Raw genomic sequence first — 25,014 nt, forward strand, 5'->3', positions numbered from 1 at the left:
TTAACATATAAAACTACATTATTCATTTTTTATTTTTCAATAATTTTAATTCTTTTTCTAATTTTTCAATATATTCAACAGGATAAATAGCAACTTGTTTTAAAACAATTTTGCCGTCATTGACATTAATTTGAAGTTTATCACCTTCAGAAAGATTTAATTCTTTAACTATTTCTTTAGGTAAGGTTATTTGTGACTTTTTTCTAAGTTCAATTATCATCCAATCATCCTACTTTCCTATTTTTGTATATTCTTACTTTCTTACTATTAGTATATTACAATATCTTAATTTATGCAATAAAAAAAGAGTTTAAGAAAACTTAAACTCTAAACTTAATTTGCATAAACTAATTGTGCCATATAAGGATTATCAATATAGGGATTACGGTTTTTTTGAATTTTATATATTTCTTCATTTCTTCTTAGCTCAAAATCATCTACCGGATCTTCCATATGCCATCTTAATAGAACATCAAGATAACCTACATCATTTAAATTTAGACCATACATTGTATTCATATAAAATAAAATTCTAGCAACATCACCTGAATCTTCTTTTCCTGGATAATAGTTGTTTGAATCAACTACGCCATGGATATCAGTTGGTGTTTTTGGATCATTAAATTTACTATTACCGCGGGTTTCATTTATTTTTGGGTTTGCTGGTCTTAAATTATGTAAGTCACTTGCTTTATTGACTGAACCATTGCTTGCACTTGATCCTAATTTACTTTGGGGCCAAACATGTTCTCTATTCCATGTAGTACCACCATCCCATGCTGATTTTACAGATACTCTATTATACATTAAGATTAAATTTCCATCTTTTAACATATCTTTGTCTGTTTTTGCTAAATCATATCTAGCAGCACCGTAATTGACGCCTCTCATTGTAAAGTTTAATAGATCTTTTAAGAAAACTTTTAAAGAATCACCACTTAAACCATTAGCACCTTTATAATACTCTAGTAAATTATGTTCCTCTTCACTAACAATAATTGTAAAAGTAAATTCAGTTCTATTATTATCGGAATCTACCACATAATATAAGACTTCATATTTTCCGGGTTTATTAAAATCAGGAAGTGTCTTTTCATCAATTAATACTTCTAACTTACCATCTTCCTTGTCTATTGCTTCTAGGATTGGTAATGAAAACTCATCACCTAAATTTAAAACTACTTCAACAATTTCCGGTTTAACTATTTCTGGAAAATTATTTTCTTCGCTGTCACATGAAACTAAAATTAAAATACTTAATAATATAGCAATACTTAAAATTATTTTCTTCATCTAATCTTCTCCCATCCGTATTTTTTATTATATCATATATTCACATGTTTTTATTATAATTGTGGTAATATATGTTTAATATGAAATAGAAATAGAGGGATTTATATGAATAATGAATTAAGCCTTATCTACGAAAATTTAAACAATAAATATCCAACCGAAAAAGAATATTTATCAAGTGTTTATGAATTTTTAACCTCCATCAGTGAGATTTATAATGACTTTCCTGATTTAGGTGATTTAGGAATAATTGAAAGATTAATTGAACCAGATCGAATTATTACTTTTAAAGTTCCATGGGTTAATGATCAAAATAAAGTAATAGTAAATACTGGATACAGAGTTCAGTTTAGTAATTTACTTGGACCATATAAAGGTGGAATTAGATTTGATAAATCTGTAAATTTATCTATCTTAAAGTTTTTAGGTTTTGAACAGACACTTAAAAATAGTCTAACTACTCTACTTTTAGGTGGTGCTAAGGGTGGAAGTGATTTTGATCCTGCAAATAAATCAGATCTAGAAATTATGAGATTTTGTCAAAGTTTTATGAATGAATTATACAGACATATTGGAGCAAACACTGATGTTCCTGCAGGTGATTTGGGTGTTGGAGCAAAAGAAGTTGGTTATCTCTATGGTCATTATAAAAAATTAGCAAATGTATCAAATGGAACATTTACTGGTAAAGGCTTTGATTATGGTGGTAGTTTAATTAGACCAGAGGCAACCGGATATGGAGTTTGTTATATTGCTGAATTTGCTTTAAATAAATATTTAGATAAATCACTAAATGGACAAAAAGTACTAATCTCAGGAAGTGGTAATGTTGGAATACATGCTGCTTTTAAAGCAAAAGAATTAGGAGCTATAATTGTTGGAATGTCTTCTATTACTGGAGTAATTGAGGACCAATCAGGAATTGATGTTGAATTAATTAGTAAAATTCAAACTAATAAATTAAGTTTCAAGCACCATTTAGAAACATATCCAGATGCAAAATACTATAGTAATCCTAGAGACCTTTGGAAAATAAAAGCTAATATTGCAATTCCATGTGCTAAAGAAAATGAAGTTTCGCTAACAGATGCTAAATTTATGATTGAAAATGGAGTTATTGCTTTAATAGAAGGTGCTAATAAACCTTCTGAAGTTGAAGTTTCTAAACTATTTGAAGAAAATAAATTAATTTTTATTCCAAGTAAAGCTGCTAATGCAGGTGGTGTTAGTGTTTCACTTCTTGAAATGAATCAAAATGCTAGTCATCTTCAGTGGGACAAAAATTTAGTTGATCAAAAATTAAAAGGCATCATGGAAAATATCTTTAATAACATTTATAATACTGCACTTAAAAATAATAATATTTATAATTTAACAAAGGCTGCAAATATTGCATCTTTTAAAAGATTATACAGTGCAATGAAACAATTAGGCGTATAAAATAAATAAACCAGACAAAATTAATTGTCTGGTTTAATTTTTTTAATAGTTACAAAATTCTCCACTACATTCAGTTTTTGGATTCTTACTTTCTTCTAAGATATGACTAATTATATTTTTAAGTTCTTGTTTGCTATAATATCCATTATAATTATGTTTGATATTAATTCTTAAATGAGGAACTTGAATAATACCTTTATATTTAGCATTTTCTTTATTTGAACTAATTTGCTTGTTGTAGCAACATGAATCAAGAACCTTTCTTGTCTCTGTTAAATCTAAATTGATTTTTTTAGCTACTTCTTCTAAAAACTTAACATCGTTAATCTTATTATTATTAACATATGCCTCATGGAAAACTAAAACATTAAATTCTTTAGCTAAATTATTCCATTTTGCAAGATGCGCTAGTTGATGAACATAGTCTGTATCATAAAAGCCTTGATCTACATAAGTCGGTATATTTTCATTAACAATTTTTATTAACTCTGGTATTTGTTTTAATTGATTATATAGTGGCTCATCAAGTTTATAACTACGATATAATAGATCATATTTTTCTAGTTTTAATTCATCGATTGCTTCTATTAAATTTTTATGCGTCAAATATGTTATTGGACATAAATAGTCAACCCAAAATTCTATTCTCATAATAACGCTCCTTCTTTTTTATCACATGTATATTAACATTAATTAATAGGTTAATTCAAGTAAAACACTAATTAAGAGATTATTTCATTAATTATGTTATTATTAAAGCCTTTTTGATATAACTTATTTTTAATAAACTGCTTTAACTCATAACCTTCTTTTTTATTTTGGTATTTCTTTAAAAGTTTTTCATATTCCTTAATTAATAAATCACGTTCATCAATTATAACATCTCTAAACTCTTTTTCGACAATACTAAAAATGAGGTCATTACTATATCCTTTATTAATTAATGATGTAGTTATTTTTTGCTTTAGCTGCTTTTTATTAAGTTTTTTATTTTTAATTATATTAGACTTAACAAATTTTTCAATTGCCTCATCTTCTTTAATATTTTCTAAAAATTCATTAATTAAATCTTTGTCTAATCCCTTATTTATTAACTTTCTTAAGACGACTTTTTTACCATCGTTTTTTGTTCTAAATTCTAGATAATTTTTAATATACATTTTATCATTTAAAAAATTATATTTTGTATATTTTAAAACAAGTTCATTAATTAACAAATCACTTGCATTATTATCCTTTAAATAGGTTTTCAGTTCATGTGTTGTTATTTGTTTCTTTAATTTATTTTTAGCAATTCTATCAAAATAATAGTACTCATTTTCTTTTATTATTTCAGTCCATTTATTAGTACTAATTTCCAATTTGTCAGTTATTTTATATTTATAAATAATCTCTTTTTCAATATTATATGAAACATAATTAAATTCAACTTCATAATAATACTTTAGTTTTTTGATTATCCTAATCATTTGCTAAAACCAATTCCAACCGATTCACTAGTCTTTGTAATAAAAGTAAATGCATTTGGATCATTTTCATGAATGATTGCTTTTAGATGGTATAACTGATTTTTAGAGATTGTACATATTATCATGTCTTTTTCAGTTTCACTAAATCCACCTGTAACATGTACTTTTGTTACACCACGGTTGATTTTTTTATATATTAAATCTTTTAGTAAATGATAGTCATTTGTCACAATAAATACTGTATAGCCACTTCTTCCTGTTAATAAAACCTTATCAACAATATAACCAGAAATAACAATTCCTAGTATTGCAAAAAATGTTAATTCAATATTTTTAGTATATACTAAGCCAAGTAGAACAATTAAACCATCAGCAATATAAATTGAGACTGAATTAGGTAATCTTAATTTATGATGTAATATTCTAACTACGACATCACTACCACCTGTTGTTGCATTGTTTTTAAAGACTAATCCAAGGCCTAATCCAGTTAATACTGCACCAAGGGTTGCGACAATAATAATTTTATTATCACCAGCAATTTGATCATATAAAATAGCTGGACTTACTTTAGTAAGAGATATTAAGAAGGTGAAAAATGGTAACATTAATGATCCATAAATTGTCTTATAGAACAATTCTTTTCCTAAGACTAACCCTCCAATTACTAATAGTACTAAATTAGCTGCAAAAATAAAAATACTAACACCAATTGGAGCAAGTTCAAATATACTTTTAATAATTAAAGATAGTCCTGTTACACCACCTGTTATTAAATTAGCTGGTTGATTGAAAAAATAAAATCCAACGGCAACTAAAAAAACACCAAGAGTTATTTGTAAGTATTCAATAACTTTTTCATTTTTAAACATCTTAACCCCTCGCTTTTAAATATGCACTAATAAAGTCTTGTAAGTCTCCATCCATAACATCATTAATTTGGCTTGTTTCATAGTTTGTTCTATGGTCTTTAACCATTTGATATGGGTGGAACACATAACTTCTAATTTGTGATCCCCAAGCAATATCTTTTAACTCACCTTTAATGTTAGCTAATTTTTCTTCTTTTTTTCTAATTTCTTCTTGAATTAATTTAGCTTTTAAAAGATTCATTGCTGTTTCTCTATTTTTTATTTGACTACGTTCATTTTGGCAACTAACAATAATATTAGTTGGAATATGCGTAATTCTAACGGCTGAATCGGTTGTATTAACTGACTGACCACCAGCACCACTTGAACGATAAACGTCAACTCTTAAATCTTCATCTTTTATTTCTACTGAGACACTATTATCAATTTCTGGCATAACTTCAACTGAAGCAAAAGATGTATGTCTTCTTGCGTTAGAATCAAACGGAGATATTCTTACTAAGCGATGAACCCCTCGTTCTGCTTTTAAATAACCATATGCATAATCACCTTTTACAAGCATAGTAACAGACTTAATTCCAGCTTCTTCACCTTGCTGATAATCAAGGATTTCCATCTTATATTTCATATTGTTAGCATATCTTTGATACATTCTAAAAATCATTAAAGCCCAGTCCATAGCTTCAGTTCCACCAGCACCAGCATGAATTTCTAAAATTGCATTATTAGTATCATATTCATCACTTAATAAAATTTCAATTGAAAAATCATCAATTACTTTTTCCAAGTTTGATAAGTCTTCTTCTAAAATTTCCCATTCTTCAGTTCTTTCTTCACTAATCTCTAGCCAGTCTTTAACACTGTCTAAATCTTTTTCTAACTTTTCAATTTTTTCAATTTTTTCACTTAGTAAATTAGCTTCCTTAGTAACTTTAGTTGCACTATCTGAGTCATTCCAAAAAGTTGGACTTTGCATAATATTATTTAATTCATCAAGTCTCACCTTTAATTCAGATGGTGCAATTTTATTATTTAAATCACTAACTTGTTTTGTTAATTTTTCAATTAACCTATTTACTTCAAATTTTTCCATATAAAAAACTCCTTATTGCCAAGGAGCTCTTCTACCCCTTATTTTTTGTTTTTTGGCTTTTTTAGGCTTGTCTGAGCCTTCATTTGTTGCAGTATTTTTAACTACTGCTTCTCTTTTTACATTATATTCAATATTTGCTTTTAAAACATATTTTGTGACATCTCTTGAAATATTACTAATTAATTCTTCAAATAATCTATATCCTTCTTTTTGATAAATAACTAAAGGATTTTGTTGACCATATGCTTGTAAGACAACTCCTTGTCTTAATTCGCTCATTGTATCAATGTGATTCATCCAGTATGTATCAATAATTCTTAACATTATAACTTTTAAAAACTCAACAAATACTTCTTCTGGTATTTGTGTCTTTTTATTATTAATTTCAAAATTAGCTAATTCTTTTAAATATTCAATTACGCCTTCTTCATCTTTTTCTTTTAATGTTTCTAAATCAATTGTATTTGTTCTATAAATTGGACCATTAAAATGTTTATATAATCCTTCATAGTCAATTTCTGTTTTTCTGCCTGATTGATCAATATACATACTTGCATCATCTTCAATGCTTCTAAATAACATATTTAAGGCTTGTTCTTCAATATTTGATTCTGTTAAAACGTCCATACGTTCTTTATAAATAATTTCACGGTGCATTCTTAACACATCATCATATTTCAAAACATTTTTACGTGATTCAAAGTTATTTCCTTCAATTCTTTTTTGTGCTCCAGCAACAAACCTTGAAAACATTTTTGATTCAACTGGTGAGTTCTTATCTTCATTTAAGTTTTGTAATAACTGAATTCTCTTCTTAAAAGTCTCGCCACCAAATCTAACCATTAATTCATCTTCAGCTGATAAATAAAATCTTGAGAACCCTGGATCACCTTGACGTCCAGCACGACCTCTTAACTGATTATCAATTCTTCTTGATTCATGTCTTTCGCTACCTAAAACTGCAAGTCCACCTAGTGCGACTACACCTTCACCTAACTTAATGTCAGTCCCACGACCAGCCATGTTGGTTGCGATTGTAACAGAGCCCATACGACCAGCTTTTTCAACAATTTCAGCTTCTCTTAAATGATTCTTAGCATTTAAAACTTCATGTGGAATTCTTCTTTTTCTAAGTTCTACCGATAAGAATTCACTTGTTTCAACAGCAATAGTACCAACTAATACTGGTTGTCCTAGTTTATGTCTTGCTTCAACATCATCTAATAATGCATTATATTTTGCTTCTGCTGTAGCATAAATAAAATCTGGTGCATCTATTCTAATAACAGGTTCATTTGTTGGAATAACAATAACGTCCATGTTATAAATTTCATTAAACTCTTCTTCTTCAGTTTTAGCAGTACCAGTCATACCTGATAGTTTTGAGTACATTCTAAAGAAGTTTTGGTAAGTAATAGTTGCAACAGTAATAGTTTCTTTTTTAATTTCTACACCTTCTTTAGCTTCAATTGCTTGGTGTAATCCTTCACTAAACTGTCTACCATGTAAAATACGACCTGTAAATTGGTCAACGATTAATACTTCGTTATTATCAACTACATACTCTTTATCTCTTTGTAAAATATAATTAGCTCTTAAGGCATTATTAATACCATGAACAATTGACACATTATTTAAATCATAAATGTTTTCAACATTGAAAAAAGACTCCGCTTTATTAATACCACTAGGAGTTAACTCAATTGTTTGTGATTCAACATCTATTTCATAATCATCTTCTAAAAGACTTTTTACATATCTATCAACACGTTCATATAGTCCACCATTATTCTTTGCTCCACCAGAAATAATAAGAGGAGTTCTCGCCTCATCAACTAAGATTGAGTCAACTTCGTCAATAATTGCAAACTTTAATCCGCGTTTAGCAACAATATCATTAGCATATAATGCCATATGATCTCTTAAATAGTCAAAACCTAATTCACTATTAGTTGAATACATAATATCGCAATCATATGCTTCTTGTTTTTGTTTTTGTGTTAACTCACGAATATTTAAGCCCACTGTTAACCCAAGAAATCTGAATAAATCACCAATTTCTCCCTCAACTTCTCTTCTTGCAAGGTATTCGTTAACTGTAACAATATGAACACCTTCATTTGTTAAAGCATTTAAGTATGCTGGCATAACAGCAGTTAAAGTTTTACCTTCACCAGTCTTCATTTCAGCAATATTACCACCATGAATTGCAACAGCCCCTAATATTTGTACAAAATATGGTTTCATTCCTGTAACTCTGGTTGATGCTTCTCTAACAACAGCATAAGCTTCAACTTGTAGACTATCTAAACTTTCCCCATTTTGATATCTTTCTTTAAACTCATTTGTTTTTTCTTTTAATTCTAAATCAGTTAGTTTTTGCATTTCTTCGTCTAGTGCAAAAACATTTTTAGCAATTATATTTGCTTCTTTTAATACTTTTCTCGTTGGATCAAACCACTTTTTAAACATGAAATCACTTCCTTTTATCTCTATAATAATACTATAATAGAGTTATTTTTTCAAGACAAAACTAATATTACCATATTTTACACATGAAAATAAAAAAAGTAGTTAGTAAAATATTTAATTAAAAATATTCAACTAAATCTACTTTTGTAATTTTTGCTATTATATTGTAAGGAAAACTTCTAATATGGCTATTAAAACTTGCTGCATAATTATTGTAAATATTTATTGCTGCTTCAATATTTTCCAAATAAAACAAAGCTTTTTTTCGGTAATTTATAACTTCGTCACTTATTTTTATACTGCTATTTTCCTCTAAAAAATATTTAAAATTATTATAATCGTTGCTCAACATTAAACTGAATTCACGCATATCATTAATACTTGGATGAGATTTTAAACTTACAGAAGTCTTTACTACTTCTTCATTTAATAAAAAATTAATTTCATTTAAATATCTATTTGTTTGATTAAGTAAGGATTCTAATTCAACTTCACTATTAAATATTTGTTCTTTATTAACTTTAATAATTTTATAGATAATAAAAGACCATAATAGTAAAATTAGTGAAAAGATTACTATTCCAATTAAAACATATAAGTAAATCATTTAACAAGTTCCTTAAAAACTTCAAGATCATCAAGTTTTTCCCATTTTTGGTCTAATGCATTAACCCCGAAATGACCATAAGATGATGTATTCTTAAATACTGGTTTTTGTAACTCTAACTTTTTAATGATTGCTTTGGGTCTTAAATCAAAATTGTCTTTAATTACTTTGTAGATTAATTCTTTTTCTACTTTTTCAGTATTAAAAGTTTCAATAAATAAACTAACAGGTTCAGCCTTACCAATTGCATATGCAACTTGTAATTCAACTTTGTTTGCAAGATTTGCAGCAACTATATGTTTTGCTAAATATCTAAGCATATAGGCAGCACTTCTATCAACTTTACTTGCATCTTTACCACTAAATGCACCACCACCATGTCTTGCGTATCCACCATATGAATCAACAATTATTTTTCTACCTGTAAGACCACTATCAGCAGCAGGTCCACCTAAGATAAAGCTTCCTGTTGGATTAATTAAAATCTTGGTGTTTTTATCTAATAAGCCATTTTTTATTACTTCATTAATTACATGTTTAGTTAATGCTTCTCTTAATGTTTCTTGGGTGTGTGATGGATCATGCTGTGTTGAGATAACTATTGTATCAATTCTAACTGGATTATTGTTACTATCATATTCGATTGTAACTTGAGTCTTACCATCCGGTCTAAGACCGCTTATAATGTTTTTTTCTCTAACTTCTGTTAGTCTAAGTGATAACTTATGTGCTAAATCAATAGCAAGTGGCATTAAACTATCAGTTTCATTAGATGCATAACCAAACATAATTCCTTGGTCACCAGCCCCTTGATCTAAGTCTTCTTTATCAACACCCATAGCAATCTCACTTGATTGTTTTGATAACTCAACTTGAATTGAAACGTTTGATGCATTAAATCCTAATTCATCAGAATTATAGCCAATCTCTTTTATTGTTTCTCTAACGATTGCTTCATAATCAAGATTAGCATTTGTTGTTATTTCACCAAACACTAATACTAAGTTATTTTTAACTGCTGTTTCACAGGCTACTCTTGAGTTTTTATCTTGTGCTAAAGCACTGTCTAAGATGCTATCGCTTATTCTATCAGCTACTTTATCTGGATGTCCTTTTGTAACTGATTCACTACTAAATAAATAATTCATTTTTATACTCCTTTTTAAAAAAAACACTATCATAAGGATAGTGTCTTACTTTTCCTTATTGTTGGGTTTCCCCCTTGTGAAGGCACCTAATTAAATAGGTTGCCGCTACTTCAAAGCTCACGAAGCTCCATAGCTCTTAATAAGTTAATATTAATTTCTTTATTATTATATCACAACTTTTATTCTTGTCAATTATAGACTATTGTAAAGTTCTTCTATTTCATGATTGAATTTTATAAAACGATTAATTAGTTCATAATTAAAGTACATTCCAAGTTTTTCTTCAAGTTGGTCTACCGCCATCTTATGGTTATATGGCCTCTTATAATCTTCAGGTTTTCTAAGTATTAGATAAAGGTCTGAAAGTAGTATAATTTGTGATCTTAAACTTTTATGATTTTCAATAATTAACTTCATCATATTATCATTTAGACTACCAAAAGTAATAGCTCTAATTATTTTTTCACTGACTTGAGCAAGTTCGATTCGTTCAACAATTAAAACACCCATTTTTGTTTTTTCTTTTAATTTATCATAAATTTTATCATCATATGCACTCTTTGCAAGTGAAGCAAAACCTCTAATATCATCGTTTTTTAGTGATATTATCGCAAACTCTCCTAACTCTTTTATTTCATCTTTATCCATACTTACTAATGACGCTATTTTTGATGCCATTTTTTGAACGTTATAGGAATGTTCAACATTAATAGAAATATATGAGTTATTAAAAACTGCATTAAATAAGTTTCCAACGATTAATGAAAAATCGTCTTGAACTTGTCTTCTCTTAATTAATTCTTTTTTTCTTTCTTCTTGCATATATTGTCCAATAGAAACAATAACAATAACTACTAAGAAAAAAAGTGAGAAAACAACGGTTCTTAATATTAAATCCCAAAACTGATCAGTTGTTGTAAAGTATTTAAAAAACCCCATCATTGTAAAGCCTTGTGCAACATCTACTATTTTATAAGTCCAAACAATGTGGATAAATGTTAAAATAATTAACAAAAATAAATATGAATTTGCAAGTAATCTTTTATCTTGATAAAGTGAAATTAAAACAATAGCATAATAAATCAGTACATACGCAACCGTTTCAAAACTACTTAAATTGTATAACTTAACATAAATTAATACGGCTGAAAAGAAAATATAAAGTGATGCTACATACATCGCTATTTGCTGTTTTGTTTCATCGTTTTTATCTAGATTAATTAAAATTTTAAGAAGCTTATTTATCCCAAAAGTAATTGGAAATGAAACTACTGTAATAATCCAGTCAGTAGTTTTACCACTTGTTACTGATAATAGAAAAAGTAAAATTGTATAGAAGATATTTGAAACAAAGACAATATTTTTTATAACAACATTTCTGCGGTGTAAAACCTCAGTATCATTAGTAATATCTATTCCTTGTTCAAAACCAAAAAACTTAGCAAAAATACTACTGCTAATTTTTTGATACCACTTTACTTTTCTTACCTCATCTTCTTGCACAAAATCACCTTTTATTTAATGTCATCCTCAAAATCAAAAATACTTAATTTTTGATAGCTATCATCTACTAATGCTAATTCTTCATTAATAACTTGAGCAACTCTTGTTGATGCTGCAGCAGCAATTGCTCCGACTATATCATCTAAGAATGTATGACAAACCCCTTCTTTTTTTCCTTCTTCATTTAATTTATTAATAACACCAACTTTGTTAACATCAATATCACCAAAGTTTGTTTGACCGATTGTTCCGTATAGTCCTGATAAATCTAGGCCGAGAGTTTCATCAATTCCAAACAGTCCTAAATCATCATGTAATATCTCTTGCATTGGGCTACTAAAGGCCTTAGCTTCTACTAATCTATCAAGGTCTGCTGCTAATTGAACAAAGTGGAATGGGTCTCTTAATGACAATATTTTCTCAACTGATTTAATACACAAATCCATTGAAATATCTTTAGTATAACGCGATTGTTGCTTATGTGTAATCTCAGCAATAGATCTAACAGTTACACCACGTTGTTCTAAAACTTTAATATTCATTTGAAGCATTTCTTCTCTAGTAAATAATGTTCTACCTTTTTTCATAAATTACCTCTTTCTACGTAGTCTTTACTACTAATTAATTTTTGACCATTTAGGAAATCTTTGACATTCATTTTTTTCTTACCTGGAGCTTGTATTTCTAACACTTCAATAATATCAGTTTTGCTCTTAATTAAAAATGTGTTTTTGTCAATGAATATCTCCCCTGGGCTCATCTCTTTAATTATATCACTTTTTTTAATTTTATATAATTTATAGGTATTACCATTTATATTAATACTTCCTGCTGGTTCTGGTAATAGTCCTCTTAGTTTATTAATAACTTTAATACCATCATCATAGAAATTTAGAAATTCTTCTTCTCTTTTAATTGTATAGGCAAAGCTAACTCGACTTTCATCTTGTTTAACTCTTGGGTAGTTTCCATTTAATACTTTAATTAATAAATCGGCACCTAATAAAGCTAATCTTCCAGCAAGAGTTTCAAAATTATCATCCGCTTTTATTACTTCTTCACCTTGTAAAATAATATCACCAGCATCCATCTTAAATGCCATATCCATAATAGTAATTCCTGTTTTATCTAAACCATCAAATAAGGCATACTGGATTGGTGCACCACCACGATATTTAGGTAGTAGTGAGCCATGAACATTAATTGCTTTAATATTATCTAGTAGACTTTTTGGTAATATTTGACCGTATGCTGCTGTTACAATTAAATCTGCATTTAAGTTAATTAAGGTATTAACATCTTCCTTAATTTTTACTGGTTGTAAAACTTTTAAATTATGTTTTAATGCTAACTTTTTAACCGGTGAAAATACTATTTCTTTTTTTCTACCTTGTATTTTATCTGGCTGTGTAACAACCATTACTATATTAAATTTTTCAGCAATTAGTCTATCTAAAACTGTTGCTGCAAAATCTGGTGTACCCATAAATATGATATTTTTCATTTTTCCTCCTATATTGCATCAACAACATTTAAAAATGTTATTTTTGATTCGTTATATTTTTTTATTGTCTCTTGAATTAGTTCATAATCTATTTTTTTTGCTTTAATTGTAAGAACAAACCTGTAGTTCCCTCTTACATATTTAATATATGGTTCACTTGGACCAAGAATAACTTCAAAGGAATCACTTAATTCTTTTTTTATGCTAATTGCATCTTTATAACTATTTAAGTAAGATTCATTAGCAATAATAATTTGAACAACTTTGTAGAAAGGTTCATATTTTAAAGCTAGTCGATCTTTGATTGCTCTTTCATAAAATTCATCATATGACTTATTAACCATACTAATTGCATAATGATCAAGATTATAGCCCTGGATTACTGCCTCACCACTCATATGTCTACCACTTCTACCAACCATTTGGGTTAATAGGTTATAAGTTTCCTCATTCGCCAGATAAGTTGGGCTTTTAAGTTCTAAGTCTGCCATTAAAATACCAACTAGTGTTACTTTAGGAAAATCTAGTCCTTTTGAAATCATTTTAGTACCAACTAAAATATCATATTTATGTTCTAGAAAATCTGACCATATTTGTTCATGACTTCCCTTATATTTAGTTGAGTTTTGATCCATCTTTAAAACTCTTGCTTCAGGATATGTTTTTTTCACTCTATCATATACTTGATCTATCCCCATACCAATTTGGTCAATCTTTGTACTCTTACATGTATCACAAACTTTCTTAAATTCTTGTTTATGATCACAGTATGAACATTTAAGAAGATTTTCATCTTTATAATATGTTAAAGCAACATCACAACTAGGACACTTAGGTGTATATCCACAGTTTCTACATAAAACAAAATTGGCATAACCTTTTCTATTATATAAAAGAATTGTTTGTTCATTTTTGTTTAATCTATTTTTAATTTTTTCATTAAGTTCTTTAGAGAAAATTGAAACATTTCCTTCCCTTAATTCTTGTTTCATATCAACAAAACTTATTTTAGGTAAGCTTTGACTTGTTGCTCTATTTTTAAGTTCAAGTAATTTATATTCGTTATTCTTTGCATAATACATTGAACTAACTCTAGGTGTTGCACTTGCTAGTAATATGGGAATACTATGATATTTAGCCTTAATTTTTAAGATATCAATTGCATCATAATAAACATCGGACTTTTGCAAGTACGAAGAATCATGTTCCTCATCTACAATAATTAAACCTATATTATCAATCGGTAAGAAAACAGAACTTCTTGTTCCAACAATTAAACTTGCCTTACCGTCTAAAACTTGGTTCCATGCATCAAACCTTTCTCCTCTTGTAATATTACTATGGTAGTATGTCACATTACAAATATCTCTACTTTTTAAATAGTTTGCTGTTGGAGCAACTAAACTAATTTCGGGAACTAAGTATAATACAGTTTTATTACGTCTTATTACTTCTTTTAAGATATTAATATAGACTTCTGTCTTACCGGATCCTGTTATTCCACTTAATAAATATATATTATTTTTATCTAGGTTATTTGTAACTTCATCGTAAATTAATTGTTGTTCTTTATTTAATTTGTGCGAATCCACTAAATTTTTATTTTTATAACTAGCATTTCTAACTTCATTTATTTCTTTAATATATAAAACTTCATGTTTAATTAAAGTATTGATAGCACTAATGCTAAAACCAGCTTTTACAATATCACTTTTAATTAAGCCTTCATTCTCTTTTACATAATCGGTTAAATCTTTATAATTAATAGCCTTAGGATAATTTGCATCTTTGTTATAATAAATTGCACTAATTATTTTATCCTTTGCTCTTTTACTATATTCTCTTTTAACTTCAATAATATTTTCTTTAATTAGTTTTTTGATTAAAGAGTTATTATCTCTTAAATTTTTAGTATAAATTAATTCATTTGAATTACCAAATAACAAAGCTATACTTTCTTCAAGAAGTGACTTATCTTTAACTGTTAAAATTTGTTTATAGTCAATGAAGAGTTCATTTGGAACAATTGTTCTAATATTATCAATAAGTAGACTATTATTTGTTTTATTAATATAGTCTAAATAAAGAAATGATTCTTCTGTAATAGATGGTGTTATATCTAAAACTTCACTTATTTCTTTTAAGTTTAAATATGAACTATCAGTAACAATATCGATAACAAAGCCAAGTCTCATTAAATGACCAAAAGGGACATAAACTCTCATGCCCTTTTCGATTTCCAAATGTTTTGGAATTATATAGTCAAATAACATATCGACTTCTTTTGTTCTTAAATCTACTAACACTTTTGCTATCAAAATATCACCTTAATTTTATTATAAACTTAAAAGAAAAAAGTAACAAGAGTTACTTTATTTCTTTCAATAATTTATCGATATGATTACCATATGCTAAAGCTTCATCATATAAGAAGTTTAGTTCAGGAATCTTTCTAATGTTTTTAATTTTTTTAGCTAATTCCATTCTAATTTGACCATTAGCTTTGTTTAATTCATTTTCTGCTAATTCTAATATTTTCTCATCATCACTTAAGATTGTATAATAGATTTTAGCAACCAATAAATCTTTAGTTACTTTTACTTCAGTTAAATTGATATATCCTACTTTTTCATTATTAATCGCTTTATTAACAATTGGTGCTAATTCTCTTTGGATTAAACTTGATAATCTTTCTGTAGTAATTGACATTTTATTTTACCTCAATTTCTTTCATTTCTGAGATTTCGATATTATCGCCAACTTTAATATCATTATAGTTTTCTATTGAAAGTCCACATTCATAACCACTCTTAACTTCTTTAGCGTCATCTTTAAAACGTTTAAGTGATGCAAGCTTACCTTCATAAACTACTATTCCATCTCTAACAACACGAATCAAACTATCTCTTTTCACTATACCGTCTGTTACAAAACAACCAGCTATAGTACCAATTTTTGAAACTTTGAATGTTTCTCTAACTTCAACGTTACCAATAACAACTTCTTCAAATTCAGGTTCTAACATTCCTTTTAAAGCTTTTTCAATATCTTCAGCTACACGGTAAATAACATTGTATAATCTGATTTCAACATTTTCATCTTCAGCAACTTTTCTAACGTTTGCTGTTGGTCTAACGTTAAAACCAATAACGATTGCATTTGATGCATTTGCTAGACTAATATCATTTTCACTAATTGCACCAACACTTGCACGAACAATATTTACTTCAAGACCTTTAATATCAATTAAGCCTAGAACACTTCTTAATGCCTCAATTGAGCCTTGAACGTCTGCTTTGATTAACAGATTAAGTTCTCTATGTTCATCCGACATTTGATCAAACATTTTATCAAGTGATGCTTTAATTTGTTTTTGTTCGCCTTCACGTTCAATGCTTGCACGTTGTTCTGCAATTTGTCTTGTTGTTCTTTCATCTGCAAATACCATGAAGATATCTCCGGCTTGAGGAACATCATTTAAACCTGTAATTTCTATCGCTCCTGAAGGATAAACTTCAGTATGTCTTTTTCCTAAATCATCTTGCATTGTTCTAATCTTACCGTATGTTTTACCTACTACGATATTATCACCAACTCTTAGTGTTCCACTTTGCACGATTAATGTTGCAACAGGTCCTCTACCCTTATCAAGTTTAGCCTCAATAACTGTACCTCTTGCTTCACGATTTGGGTTTGCTTTATATTCACCAATTTCGGTTACTAAATCAATAACGTCTAATAGCTTATCAATCCCTTTATTTTTAAGGGCTGAAATTTGGATAAATGGAATATCTCCACCCCATTCTTCAGGAAGCAATCCATGATTTGATAATTCAGTCATTACATGATCTGGATTTGCGGTTGGTTTATCCATTTTATTAACTGCAACAATAATTGTTGCTTTTGCTGCTTTAGCATGATCTAAGGCTTCAAGTGTTTGAGGCATTACTCCATCATCTGCTGCTACAACTAAAATTACGATATCTGTTACACCAACACCTCTTTTACGCATTTCAGTAAATGCCGCGTGTCCTGGAGTATCAATAAAAGTAATCTTTTTACCATTTCTATCAACTTGGTATGCCCCAATGTGTTGAGTAATACCACCATGTTCTCCTGCTGTAACTCTTGTTTTTCTAATAACATCTAATAATGTAGTTTTACCATGATCAACGTGTCCCATTACGGTAACAACAGCTGGTCTTAGTTCTAAATCTTTAGCATCATCTTCAACTACAAACTCATCATATCTAACTACGTCTGTAATAACTTCATCTTTAACTTCAAAACCTAATTCCATTGCAATTAATTCTACTGTTTCACGGTCTAATGCAACATTAACACTTGCCATAATACCTAATTGCATTAAGTTTTTAATAACTACTGCATTTGAAACTCCAAGTCCTTGTGCTAATTCAGGAACAGTCATTCCTGATTTAAAGATAACTACTTTTTCACCGGCCGGGCTATCTTTTTTACTTGGATGGTTTTGTCTTTTAACAAACTGATTTTTTACTTTTTTATTATTTTTGGCCATCTAATTCACTTCCTTCTCTAGCTTTAGCATTTTATTACTAAAACCAATATCAATAATACCAACTACCATGATATTATTTTTTCCTATTGCATTTGATAGTGCTATAGAATCATATAATTCAATTACTTTAGTATCATAAGTTTTGCACTTATCATATACTAATTTTTTTGTATTATCTGATGCATTAGTAGCTAATAACACTAACTTTACTTTTTTGCTTCTAACACCGTTTATTGTTATTTCAGTTCCACTAGTAATTTTTCTTGCTCTTGCTGCAAGCCCCAATAAATTAATCATTTATCAGACTTTCAAGTTCTAAGTATATTTCTTCTGGAACAGAAACTTCTAATTTACGGTCTAAAGCCTTATTTTTTCTTGCTAAATTTATTACTTCACGTGATAACTTTAAGTATGCTCCACGTCCTGGTGCTTTACCTTTTAAGTCAACACTTACCAAACCTTCCTTAGTCGCACATACTCTTACCAATTCTTTTTTCGGTAAAACTTCCTTAGTAACAACACAAGTGCGCATTGGTATCTTTTTGACCTTCATATTAATACAAGATTCCTTCTTCATTTGCCATTGCTTCAGATTTAATATCAATACTCCAACCTGTTGCTAGTACTGCAAGTTTAACGTTTTGACCTGCCTTACCAATTGCAAGAGATAATTGATCGTTTGGTACGATTGCTAAGGCTGTTTTATCTTTTGGATTAATTTTTGTTACAGCAATAACATCTGATGGTTGAAGTGCATTTTCAATTAATTCACGTTCGTTATCGCTCCATCTAAATAAATCGATTTTTTCGCCTGATAATGCTTGAACAATTTCTCTAATTCTTGTTCCGCCTTCACCAATACATGAACCGATTGGATCAACAGATGGATCATTTGATCTAACTCCAACTTTTGATCTCTCGCCAGGAGCACGGCTGATTCCAACAATTTCAACAGTCTTGTCTTTGATTTCAGGAATAAATAATTCCATTAATTTTTCTACTAAATTTTTATCTTTTCTTGTAACAAAGATTTTTGGTCCTTTTGATTTAGACTCAACCTTTGAAACATAAACATAAACAAATGCATTAGGATGTAGGTGATCTTTTTCTAAAACTTCTGTTTTAGGTAGAATTGTCATTTCTTTTCCTAAGTCAACTTTATACATTAAAGGTGTTTCTTCGATTATTCTTGCTTTAATCATTTGTCCTTCTTTATCTTTAAAGAATTCATATAAATTTGATTTTGTATGTGATAATAAAACATCTTTATATCTTTGTTTCATATCACGCATACCAAAGTGACTAAAGTCTTCTGGTTTTACTTCAATTTCTAAGATTTCACCAACCTTAGCTTTATTGCTTAACTTTAATGCTTCATCTAGTAATAAAACACTATATGTTTTTTCGCCACCAATTTCAATTTCATCAATTACAAGGTATTGTCTAAAAACTTTAAGTTTGTTTTTTACTTCATCAAAGTCAACACGGCATGTGTTTACTTGATGTGTTCTTTTACATCCTGCAATTAATCCTTCTTTTAGTGCTTCTAAAACTTGATTCTCGGACAAACTCATTGATTCAGCTACTTCTTTGATTTCGCCTAAAATATCTTGTTTTGCCATTTTGTTTCCTCCTATATTTTGACTCTTGTTCCTATATTTAGGACATCGTCATATTCAATTTTTATTTTTCTAAACTGACCCTTATTATTGTACTCAATTGTAATTGTTTTATCTTCAACACTTAATATTGTACCTAGGATCTTTTCTTTGCTTGTTTCAGCATACACAAAACTATTTATATGTTCTTTTACTTCTTCTAGACTATTTAATAAATATTCTGCACCAACCGATGATAATTCTAAGAAATAATCATCGTCAATATCACCATCTGATAAAACATCAAATAATTTTCTATGAATTTCTTCTAATAAATCTGTTGTAATATCTTTCCCTTTTAATAAAATTTCTAGTATCTTTTCACCAAATTCTTTTTTAGTTTTAATACTTGAGATTTCTAAAGGGTATGATGTTAAAATATCTTCTAATTTTTGTTTTACTACTTCTATTCTCATAAACACCTCTTTATATATCAATTATATATTATATCATTTTTTGTTATTTTTAACAATCTGATAATGCTTAATAATATATTATTAAAAAAACTAAAGACTCTAACCAGTAGTTCCTTAGTTTCTTTTAGCTATTGTTCCTTAGCTTTTCTTCTTTCAAATTCAGAAATCTCTTGTGCATGAACTTCAATTTGAGCATTAATCTTTTTTAGTTCTTTTTTAATCTTTCTCACATTAAAAAAACCTTTTGTGCTTTTTAGTTCATTTTCTTTTTCTGTCATTTCTTTACTAAGTTCTTCTACTCTTCTTAAATTAAATTCATGTTTGTTATCACTTATATGCTTATTCATCCTAATACCTCCCTTTATTTATCTTTATTTTAACATTTATTTATAGTTTATTCAATTAAAAAGTTTTGCGAATGGTTTGCAAAAATAAAACTCTGTGTTATAATTATTTTGCTTTCAAGGAGGATTTTATGTATAAAAAAATTATAAAAATGATGTTAGTACTATTTTTAGTTTTAACACTTACTAGTTGCAACAAGAATAATACAGCTAAACCACTAATAGTAACTACACTTTTTCCACAATATGATATGGCGAAAAATATTGTTGGTGATAAATTTGATGTAGTACTTCTTCCAAATCCTGGTTCTGAGATTCATGATTTTGAACCTACAAGTAGACAAATATCAAGCATTAAAAAAAGTGATCTTTTTATTTTTTCAAGTTATGAGATTGATTCATGGTTAAACAATAATGCTTATAGAGTTAGTGGTGATAAAACTGTTGTATTAAATTTAAGTACCTATCTTGATTTAGAACATGAAGAAGAACATGAACATGACGAACATGAACATGAACATAAGCACGATCACAATCATGATCATGGTGACCTTCATTACTGGACTGATACTACTGTTTATCTTGAACTACTAGAAGTTGTTAGTAATCTGATTGCTGAGATTGATTATATCAATAAGGATTACTACTTATTAAATGCGAAAAATTATAGTGAAAAAATTCTTACCCTGCATAATAGTTTTTTAGATTTCTTAAATAAAACAGAAAATAAAAAAATATATTTCTCCGGACATAATGCACTTGATAGTTTTAGTAAGTTATACAATATAGAAATTACTGCTTTAGTTGATTCTATAAAACCAGATGCAGATATTACCTCTGTCCAAATTATTAAATTAATAAATGAAATTAAAGAAAATAATATCAACTACTTATTTACAGAAGAGTTAAGTGATCCTAAAGTTTCACAAACTATTAAAAATGAAGTAAAGAAAAAAAATCAAGATGTCACTCTTTTAGAACTACATGGGTATCATAACATTTCAAAAGAAGATAACAAAAACAATATTACATTTTATGACTTACTATCAAGAAATGTTAATAACTTAAAGGAGGCACTAAAATGAATTTAATTGAAGTATCAAACTTATCTTATAGCGTATCTAATCAAACCATTTTAAATGATATATCATTTACACTAAAAAAGGGTGAGTACTTAAATATCATTGGACCTAATGGTTCTGGTAAAACTACATTAGTTGAACTAATAACAAACTTAATTAAACCAACTGAAGGTACAATTAAAATAAATGAAACAAATATTGGTTATTTACCGCAAAAATTAAACTTGAAGAAAAATTTCCCAATTACTGTAAAAGAAGTAATTAAATCCGGGGTGTTAAATACTAAACTACTATCTGATGAAAATATTATGAAGTGGTTAAAGATGATGGGAATTGGTGAACTCTTAAATGAAAAAATGCATGTTTTATCCGGTGGGCAACAACAAAGAGTATTTATTATTAGAACACTAATTAATGAACCTAGTATATTAATTCTTGATGAGCCTACAAGTGCGCTTGACCCTGATTTTAGAGAAGGATTTAATATATTTTTAAAGTCCCTCTGTGAAAAGAAACAAATTACTATTATTAATGTTACTCATGATTTAAGTGAATTAAATTTAAAAAATACTAAAGTATTATATATCGATAAAGAAATAAAGTATTATGGTGATTCAATAAACTTCAAAGAATTAGAGCACGGAGGGGTAAGTCATGTTTGAGTTTTTTAGTTATAGTTTTGTTATTAATGCAATTTTAATCGCCTCAATAATTGCTGTTTCAAGTGCTTTACTAAGCCCTTTCTTAGTTTTAAATGAACAAGCTTTAATTGCTGATGGACTAGCTCATGTAGGTTTTACTGGGTTTGCTCTAGGAATAATTCTAATCAATGAACCCTTATTTATCAGCATCCCATTTGTCGTTATTGTTTCAGTTTTAATTAAATATTTAGCTAATAATAAAAATATTAATGGTGATGCTGCTCTTGGATTATTATCTACCATTTCACTTGCTATCGGATTAATTATTGTTCATAAATCTGATGGATTTAATCGTTCAATTCAAACGATGTTAGTGGGTAACTTATGGACGGTTTCAAATTTAGAACTTATTTTATCTTTTATAATATTAATATTAATTATTTCATTTGTAAGTTTTTATTACAAGAAACTTTTATTAATTACATTCGATTATAAATATGCAAAGTTTTTAAAGGTTAAAACAAATTTAATATCTTATTTACTTTCCATTTTAACTGCACTTTTAATTACAATTGGGGTAAAAGCAATCGGAACATTATTAATCTCATCATTTGTAATTTTTCCTGTAATAATTGGAATGCAATTTAAAAAAGGGTTTTTCCATACATTATTACTAGGTGTTATAGCGTCCATTATAGCGGTATTGATTGGAATAATTTTTGCTCACACTGTTGATATTCCTGCTGGTTCTAGCATTATCTTAGTGTATACAATAATTTTATTTGTTTCAATGTTTTTAAAAAAGTTTATTAAAGGAGGAAGTTTCCGTGCTTAGATTAACATCTCATAGAAAAAAAGTTTATGATATTTTAAACAATACCAACAAACCTTTAAGTTGCGAAATGATCTATGAAAAAGTAGAAAATGAAAATATTAATTTATCTACTATTTATCGTGCTATTGATTATTTTTTTGAAAATGACTTAGTACTAAAATTTCATTTCAATAATAAAAGTTATTATATTCTAAATCAAGATCATAACCACTCACATTACTTTATTTGTACAAATTGTCTTAAGATGGATAAAATTAAATGTAATATGAAAGATATAATAACTGAGTTAAAAGAAACAAAGAACTATCAAATTTTAAATCATGAAATGACTGTTTATGGTCTATGTGATTTATGTAGTAATTAAAATTTTCCTTTAATGGATAAAATATTTATAATAATACCTGATATTGCAGATATGATTAAAAGACTAATAAAGATAATTGATTTAAAATTAAGTCCGTTATCACCTGAAAAAGAAAAAGCTAAAAAAGCTGCCATATAAAAATATAAATTTACCTTATTTATTGTAAGGTATTTTTTATTTAAAATTATAACTTCATTTGATTTATCCCTACTATATCTAAATAAAACAAATAAAAATAAACCAATAAAGATACCATAAAAGGCTAAATTAATATATTTATTATCAACTAACTCCTTTAAAATACTATTTAATGGTAATACTAAAAATAAGATAAAAACAAATATTTGAAGCTTAATTGCACGTTTTTGAATTTCCATTGCTGTCCTCCGGTTTTATTTATGTTATACTATCACTATGAGGTGATTTACTATGAGAAAAGGCTTATATGCAGGTACATTTGATCCACTTACACTTGGCCACTTAGATGTTATTAAAAGAGCTGCTAAACTTGTGGATGAACTTACAGTCTTAGTTGCAAACAATAATTTAAAACAACATCGCTTTACTAAAGAAGAAAGATTAGATATGGTTAGGAAAGTTGTTAAAGATATTCCTAATGTTAAAATCGATTCAACAGAGAGCCTAGTTGTTAGATATGCTAAAGAACATGGTATTGGCATGATGTTTAGAGGTCTTAGAAATATTCAGGATTATGAATATGAATATTCCCTTGCAAACTACAATACAAATATTGATCCTGATGTTGAGACGGTTTTATTATTTCCAACTAATAATATGCATTTCGTATCTTCTAGTTCTATTAAAGAATTAGTCTATCATGGTGTTGATATTAGTAGATATATTCCAAAAGAAAATATTAAACTAGTTGAAGATAGACTTAAGGCAAAATCTTAATACTTTTAAAAAAATCATAAAGCTGATTATCGTCGATGTGTGGTGCGATATAATCGGCTTTTTCTTTTAATTCTAAAAAGCCACTATTGCTCATAGCAATTCCAATATCTGCCATTTCAACCATCTGGATATCGTTATGACCATCACCAACAGCAATAAGTCTATAATCTTCTTCACCCTTTAATAGTTCTTTAATCGCAAGTGCCTTATTAGATTTTCTATCTACTAAGTCATAACCCTCTTTATGCCATGGATGAAGATCTAAATTTATTTGATTTTTTATACTATCCATATAATCTTTATCACTTGTAAAAAGCCATAACTGATAAACATCTTCACTCAAATAAATATCAGGTTTTACTTCTGGTTTTTTAATGTTAAAACTATTTATATTAATGTGCACTTGATCATTGTAAGTTGTTATATACTCATCAATCTTGCAGACAAAACCAACACTTATATCTTTTTTTTCTGCAAGTGAAATAACATTTTTAATTTCTTCTTTATTAATTGCATTATTATATACTAGTTCATTATTTTTATAAGCGATTGCTCCATTAATAAAAATTTTATAAGTAAAAAGGTCTAGTAAAGAACCTAACATTGAAACTTTAGCTTCATTTCTTCCGGTTGCTATACCTAAATACGTATTTGGAAGATTCGCTAGTTCCAATAATAATTTAACTGTTTGACCTGGAATTATTTGGTTTTTAGTACTATGAATTGTATTGTCTAAATCAAAAAAAATTATTGTCTTCATACTCCACCTCAAAAATAATTATATCATAAAAAGGTTTTTACTATCTTTTTATCTCTATTTA

The 25,014-nt window shown here is 28.0% G+C and carries 28 protein-coding genes and 1 riboswitch; of the genes, 6 read left to right on the forward strand and 22 right to left on the reverse strand.

Translation table 11 applies throughout. The features are described 5' to 3' along the window. Positions 1 to 22 precede the first annotated feature (22 nt). Together T352_RS06475 and T352_RS06915 are read right to left on the reverse strand one after the other, a co-directional pair. On the reverse strand, positions 23 to 220 hold the full coding sequence (locus T352_RS06475) for an AbrB/MazE/SpoVT family DNA-binding domain-containing protein (protein ID WP_162151192.1): 198 nt from the start codon (positions 218 to 220) through the stop codon (positions 23 to 25). Positions 221 to 333: 113 nt separating this feature from the next. After that, entirely contained in the window at positions 334 to 1,293 is a 960-nt protein-coding gene (locus T352_RS06915) for an endonuclease (RefSeq protein WP_051615824.1), read from the reverse strand. 105 nt (positions 1,294 to 1,398) lie between these two features. Here T352_RS06915 and gdhA point away from each other — a divergent pair, with 105 nt between their 5' ends. After that, positions 1,399 to 2,733 (forward strand): NADP-specific glutamate dehydrogenase, encoded by a 1,335-nt coding sequence (gene gdhA / locus T352_RS0104105; protein WP_026391879.1) that lies wholly within the window; start codon positions 1,399 to 1,401, stop codon positions 2,731 to 2,733. A 42-nt stretch (positions 2,734 to 2,775) separates the two neighbouring features. On the opposite strand, the gene T352_RS0104110 is transcribed toward gdhA, so the two are convergent. The 18 genes from T352_RS0104110 to T352_RS0104195 all read right to left on the reverse strand — a co-directional run bounded on the left by T352_RS0104110 (position 2,776) and on the right by T352_RS0104195 (position 20,359). Then, entirely contained in the window at positions 2,776 to 3,384 is a 609-nt protein-coding gene (locus tag T352_RS0104110; RefSeq protein ID WP_026391880.1) for a DsbA family oxidoreductase, read from the reverse strand. Positions 3,385 to 3,455: 71 nt separating this feature from the next. Next, positions 3,456 to 4,202 carry a regulatory protein RecX gene (locus tag T352_RS0104115; RefSeq protein ID WP_026391881.1) on the reverse strand — a complete coding sequence of 249 codons (747 nt, stop codon included), beginning with the start codon at positions 4,200 to 4,202 and terminating at the stop codon, positions 3,456 to 3,458. After that, positions 4,199 to 5,074 carry a YitT family protein gene (locus T352_RS0104120; RefSeq protein WP_162151193.1) on the reverse strand — a complete coding sequence of 292 codons (876 nt, stop codon included), beginning with the start codon at positions 5,072 to 5,074 and terminating at the stop codon, positions 4,199 to 4,201. Before T352_RS0104120 ends, T352_RS0104115 begins: the two co-directional genes overlap by 4 nt. Position 5,075: 1 nt before the next feature. Then, complete coding sequence (prfB, locus tag T352_RS0104125; protein ID WP_035345259.1) at positions 5,076 to 6,167, reverse strand: peptide chain release factor 2; 1,092 nt, start codon at positions 6,165 to 6,167, stop codon at positions 5,076 to 5,078. 12 nt (positions 6,168 to 6,179) lie between these two features. Beyond that, complete coding sequence (gene secA / locus T352_RS0104130; RefSeq protein ID WP_026391884.1) at positions 6,180 to 8,639, reverse strand: preprotein translocase subunit SecA; 2,460 nt, start codon at positions 8,637 to 8,639, stop codon at positions 6,180 to 6,182. Between the two features lie 118 nt (positions 8,640 to 8,757). Next, positions 8,758 to 9,246 (reverse strand): LemA family protein, encoded by a 489-nt coding sequence (locus T352_RS0104135; protein ID WP_026391885.1) that lies wholly within the window; start codon positions 9,244 to 9,246, stop codon positions 8,758 to 8,760. Then, on the reverse strand, positions 9,243 to 10,394 hold the full coding sequence (gene metK, locus T352_RS0104140) for a methionine adenosyltransferase (RefSeq protein WP_162151194.1): 1,152 nt from the start codon (positions 10,392 to 10,394) through the stop codon (positions 9,243 to 9,245). The genes T352_RS0104135 and metK overlap by 4 nt, the downstream gene beginning before the upstream one ends. Positions 10,395 to 10,446: 52 nt before the next feature. After that, positions 10,447 to 10,540, reverse strand: a riboswitch (SAM riboswitch). Positions 10,541 to 10,586: 46 nt separating this feature from the next. Next, complete coding sequence (locus tag T352_RS0104145) at positions 10,587 to 11,897, reverse strand: hypothetical protein (RefSeq protein ID WP_026391887.1); 1,311 nt, start codon at positions 11,895 to 11,897, stop codon at positions 10,587 to 10,589. An 11-nt stretch (positions 11,898 to 11,908) separates the two neighbouring features. After that, on the reverse strand, positions 11,909 to 12,484 hold the full coding sequence (locus tag T352_RS06485; protein ID WP_051615825.1) for a phosphatidylglycerophosphatase A family protein: 576 nt from the start codon (positions 12,482 to 12,484) through the stop codon (positions 11,909 to 11,911). After that, positions 12,481 to 13,401, reverse strand: coding sequence for a methionyl-tRNA formyltransferase (fmt, locus tag T352_RS06490; RefSeq protein WP_162151195.1), 921 nt, complete (start codon positions 13,399 to 13,401; stop codon positions 12,481 to 12,483). Before fmt ends, T352_RS06485 begins: the two co-directional genes overlap by 4 nt. Positions 13,402 to 13,409: 8 nt before the next feature. Continuing rightward, complete coding sequence (gene priA, locus T352_RS06495; RefSeq protein WP_035345266.1) at positions 13,410 to 15,719, reverse strand: replication restart helicase PriA; 2,310 nt, start codon at positions 15,717 to 15,719, stop codon at positions 13,410 to 13,412. A 49-nt stretch (positions 15,720 to 15,768) separates the two neighbouring features. Further along, entirely contained in the window at positions 15,769 to 16,110 is a 342-nt protein-coding gene (gene rbfA / locus T352_RS0104165) for a 30S ribosome-binding factor RbfA (RefSeq protein WP_026391888.1), read from the reverse strand. Position 16,111: 1 nt separating this feature from the next. Beyond that, a complete protein-coding gene (gene infB, locus T352_RS06500) occupies positions 16,112 to 17,938 on the reverse strand; it encodes a translation initiation factor IF-2 (protein ID WP_051615827.1) in 1,827 nt (608 codons plus the stop codon). Next, the gene (locus T352_RS07130) at positions 17,939 to 18,235 is read right to left on the reverse strand and encodes a L7Ae/L30e/S12e/Gadd45 family ribosomal protein (protein WP_026391889.1); all 297 of its coding nucleotides are present in this window, start codon (positions 18,233 to 18,235) and stop codon (positions 17,939 to 17,941) included. Continuing rightward, positions 18,228 to 18,491: an RNase P modulator RnpM gene (gene rnpM / locus T352_RS0104180; RefSeq protein WP_026391890.1), complete on the reverse strand. Its 264-nt coding sequence runs from the start codon at positions 18,489 to 18,491 to the stop codon at positions 18,228 to 18,230. Before rnpM ends, T352_RS07130 begins: the two co-directional genes overlap by 8 nt. 1 nt (position 18,492) lies before the next feature. Continuing rightward, a complete protein-coding gene (gene nusA / locus T352_RS0104185) occupies positions 18,493 to 19,560 on the reverse strand; it encodes a transcription termination factor NusA (RefSeq protein ID WP_026391891.1) in 1,068 nt (355 codons plus the stop codon). 11 nt (positions 19,561 to 19,571) lie between these two features. Continuing rightward, positions 19,572 to 20,012: a ribosome assembly cofactor RimP gene (locus T352_RS06920; RefSeq protein WP_051615828.1), complete on the reverse strand. Its 441-nt coding sequence runs from the start codon at positions 20,010 to 20,012 to the stop codon at positions 19,572 to 19,574. Between the two features lie 128 nt (positions 20,013 to 20,140). Continuing rightward, entirely contained in the window at positions 20,141 to 20,359 is a 219-nt protein-coding gene (locus T352_RS0104195; RefSeq protein ID WP_026391892.1) for a hypothetical protein, read from the reverse strand. A gap of 128 nt (positions 20,360 to 20,487) precedes the next feature. Here T352_RS0104195 and T352_RS0104200 point away from each other — a divergent pair, with 128 nt between their 5' ends. Genes T352_RS0104200 through T352_RS0104215 form a run of 4 tightly spaced genes read left to right on the forward strand, consistent with a single transcriptional unit; the run spans position 20,488 to position 23,278 of the window. Continuing rightward, positions 20,488 to 21,441 (forward strand): metal ABC transporter solute-binding protein, Zn/Mn family, encoded by a 954-nt coding sequence (locus tag T352_RS0104200; protein ID WP_162151196.1) that lies wholly within the window; start codon positions 20,488 to 20,490, stop codon positions 21,439 to 21,441. After that, complete coding sequence (locus tag T352_RS0104205) at positions 21,438 to 22,100, forward strand: metal ABC transporter ATP-binding protein (protein ID WP_162151197.1); 663 nt, start codon at positions 21,438 to 21,440, stop codon at positions 22,098 to 22,100. The genes T352_RS0104200 and T352_RS0104205 overlap by 4 nt, the downstream gene beginning before the upstream one ends. Then, the gene (locus T352_RS0104210) at positions 22,093 to 22,914 is read left to right on the forward strand and encodes a metal ABC transporter permease (RefSeq protein WP_026391895.1); all 822 of its coding nucleotides are present in this window, start codon (positions 22,093 to 22,095) and stop codon (positions 22,912 to 22,914) included. Before T352_RS0104205 ends, T352_RS0104210 begins: the two co-directional genes overlap by 8 nt. Next, the gene (locus T352_RS0104215) at positions 22,907 to 23,278 is read left to right on the forward strand and encodes a Fur family transcriptional regulator (RefSeq protein WP_026391896.1); all 372 of its coding nucleotides are present in this window, start codon (positions 22,907 to 22,909) and stop codon (positions 23,276 to 23,278) included. The genes T352_RS0104210 and T352_RS0104215 overlap by 8 nt, the downstream gene beginning before the upstream one ends. On the opposite strand, the gene T352_RS0104220 is transcribed toward T352_RS0104215, so the two are convergent. Beyond that, on the reverse strand, positions 23,275 to 23,655 hold the full coding sequence (locus T352_RS0104220) for a hypothetical protein (protein WP_026391897.1): 381 nt from the start codon (positions 23,653 to 23,655) through the stop codon (positions 23,275 to 23,277). The genes T352_RS0104215 and T352_RS0104220 overlap by 4 nt on opposite strands. Positions 23,656 to 23,707: 52 nt before the next feature. On the opposite strand from T352_RS0104220, the gene coaD reads away from it, so the two are divergent. Beyond that, positions 23,708 to 24,193 carry a pantetheine-phosphate adenylyltransferase gene (gene coaD / locus T352_RS0104225; RefSeq protein ID WP_026391898.1) on the forward strand — a complete coding sequence of 162 codons (486 nt, stop codon included), beginning with the start codon at positions 23,708 to 23,710 and terminating at the stop codon, positions 24,191 to 24,193. Here the strand turns inward: coaD and T352_RS0104230 are convergent. Beyond that, entirely contained in the window at positions 24,177 to 24,953 is a 777-nt protein-coding gene (locus T352_RS0104230; RefSeq protein WP_026391899.1) for an HAD-IIB family hydrolase, read from the reverse strand. The two genes, coaD and T352_RS0104230, sit on opposite strands and share 17 nt — an antisense overlap. Positions 24,954 to 25,014 lie beyond the last annotated feature (61 nt).

Origin of the sequence: Haploplasma modicum ATCC 29102 (genome assembly GCF_000687835.1) — a bacterium.
Classification (GTDB): domain Bacteria; phylum Bacillota_I; class Bacilli_A; order Acholeplasmatales; family Acholeplasmataceae; genus Haploplasma; species Haploplasma modicum.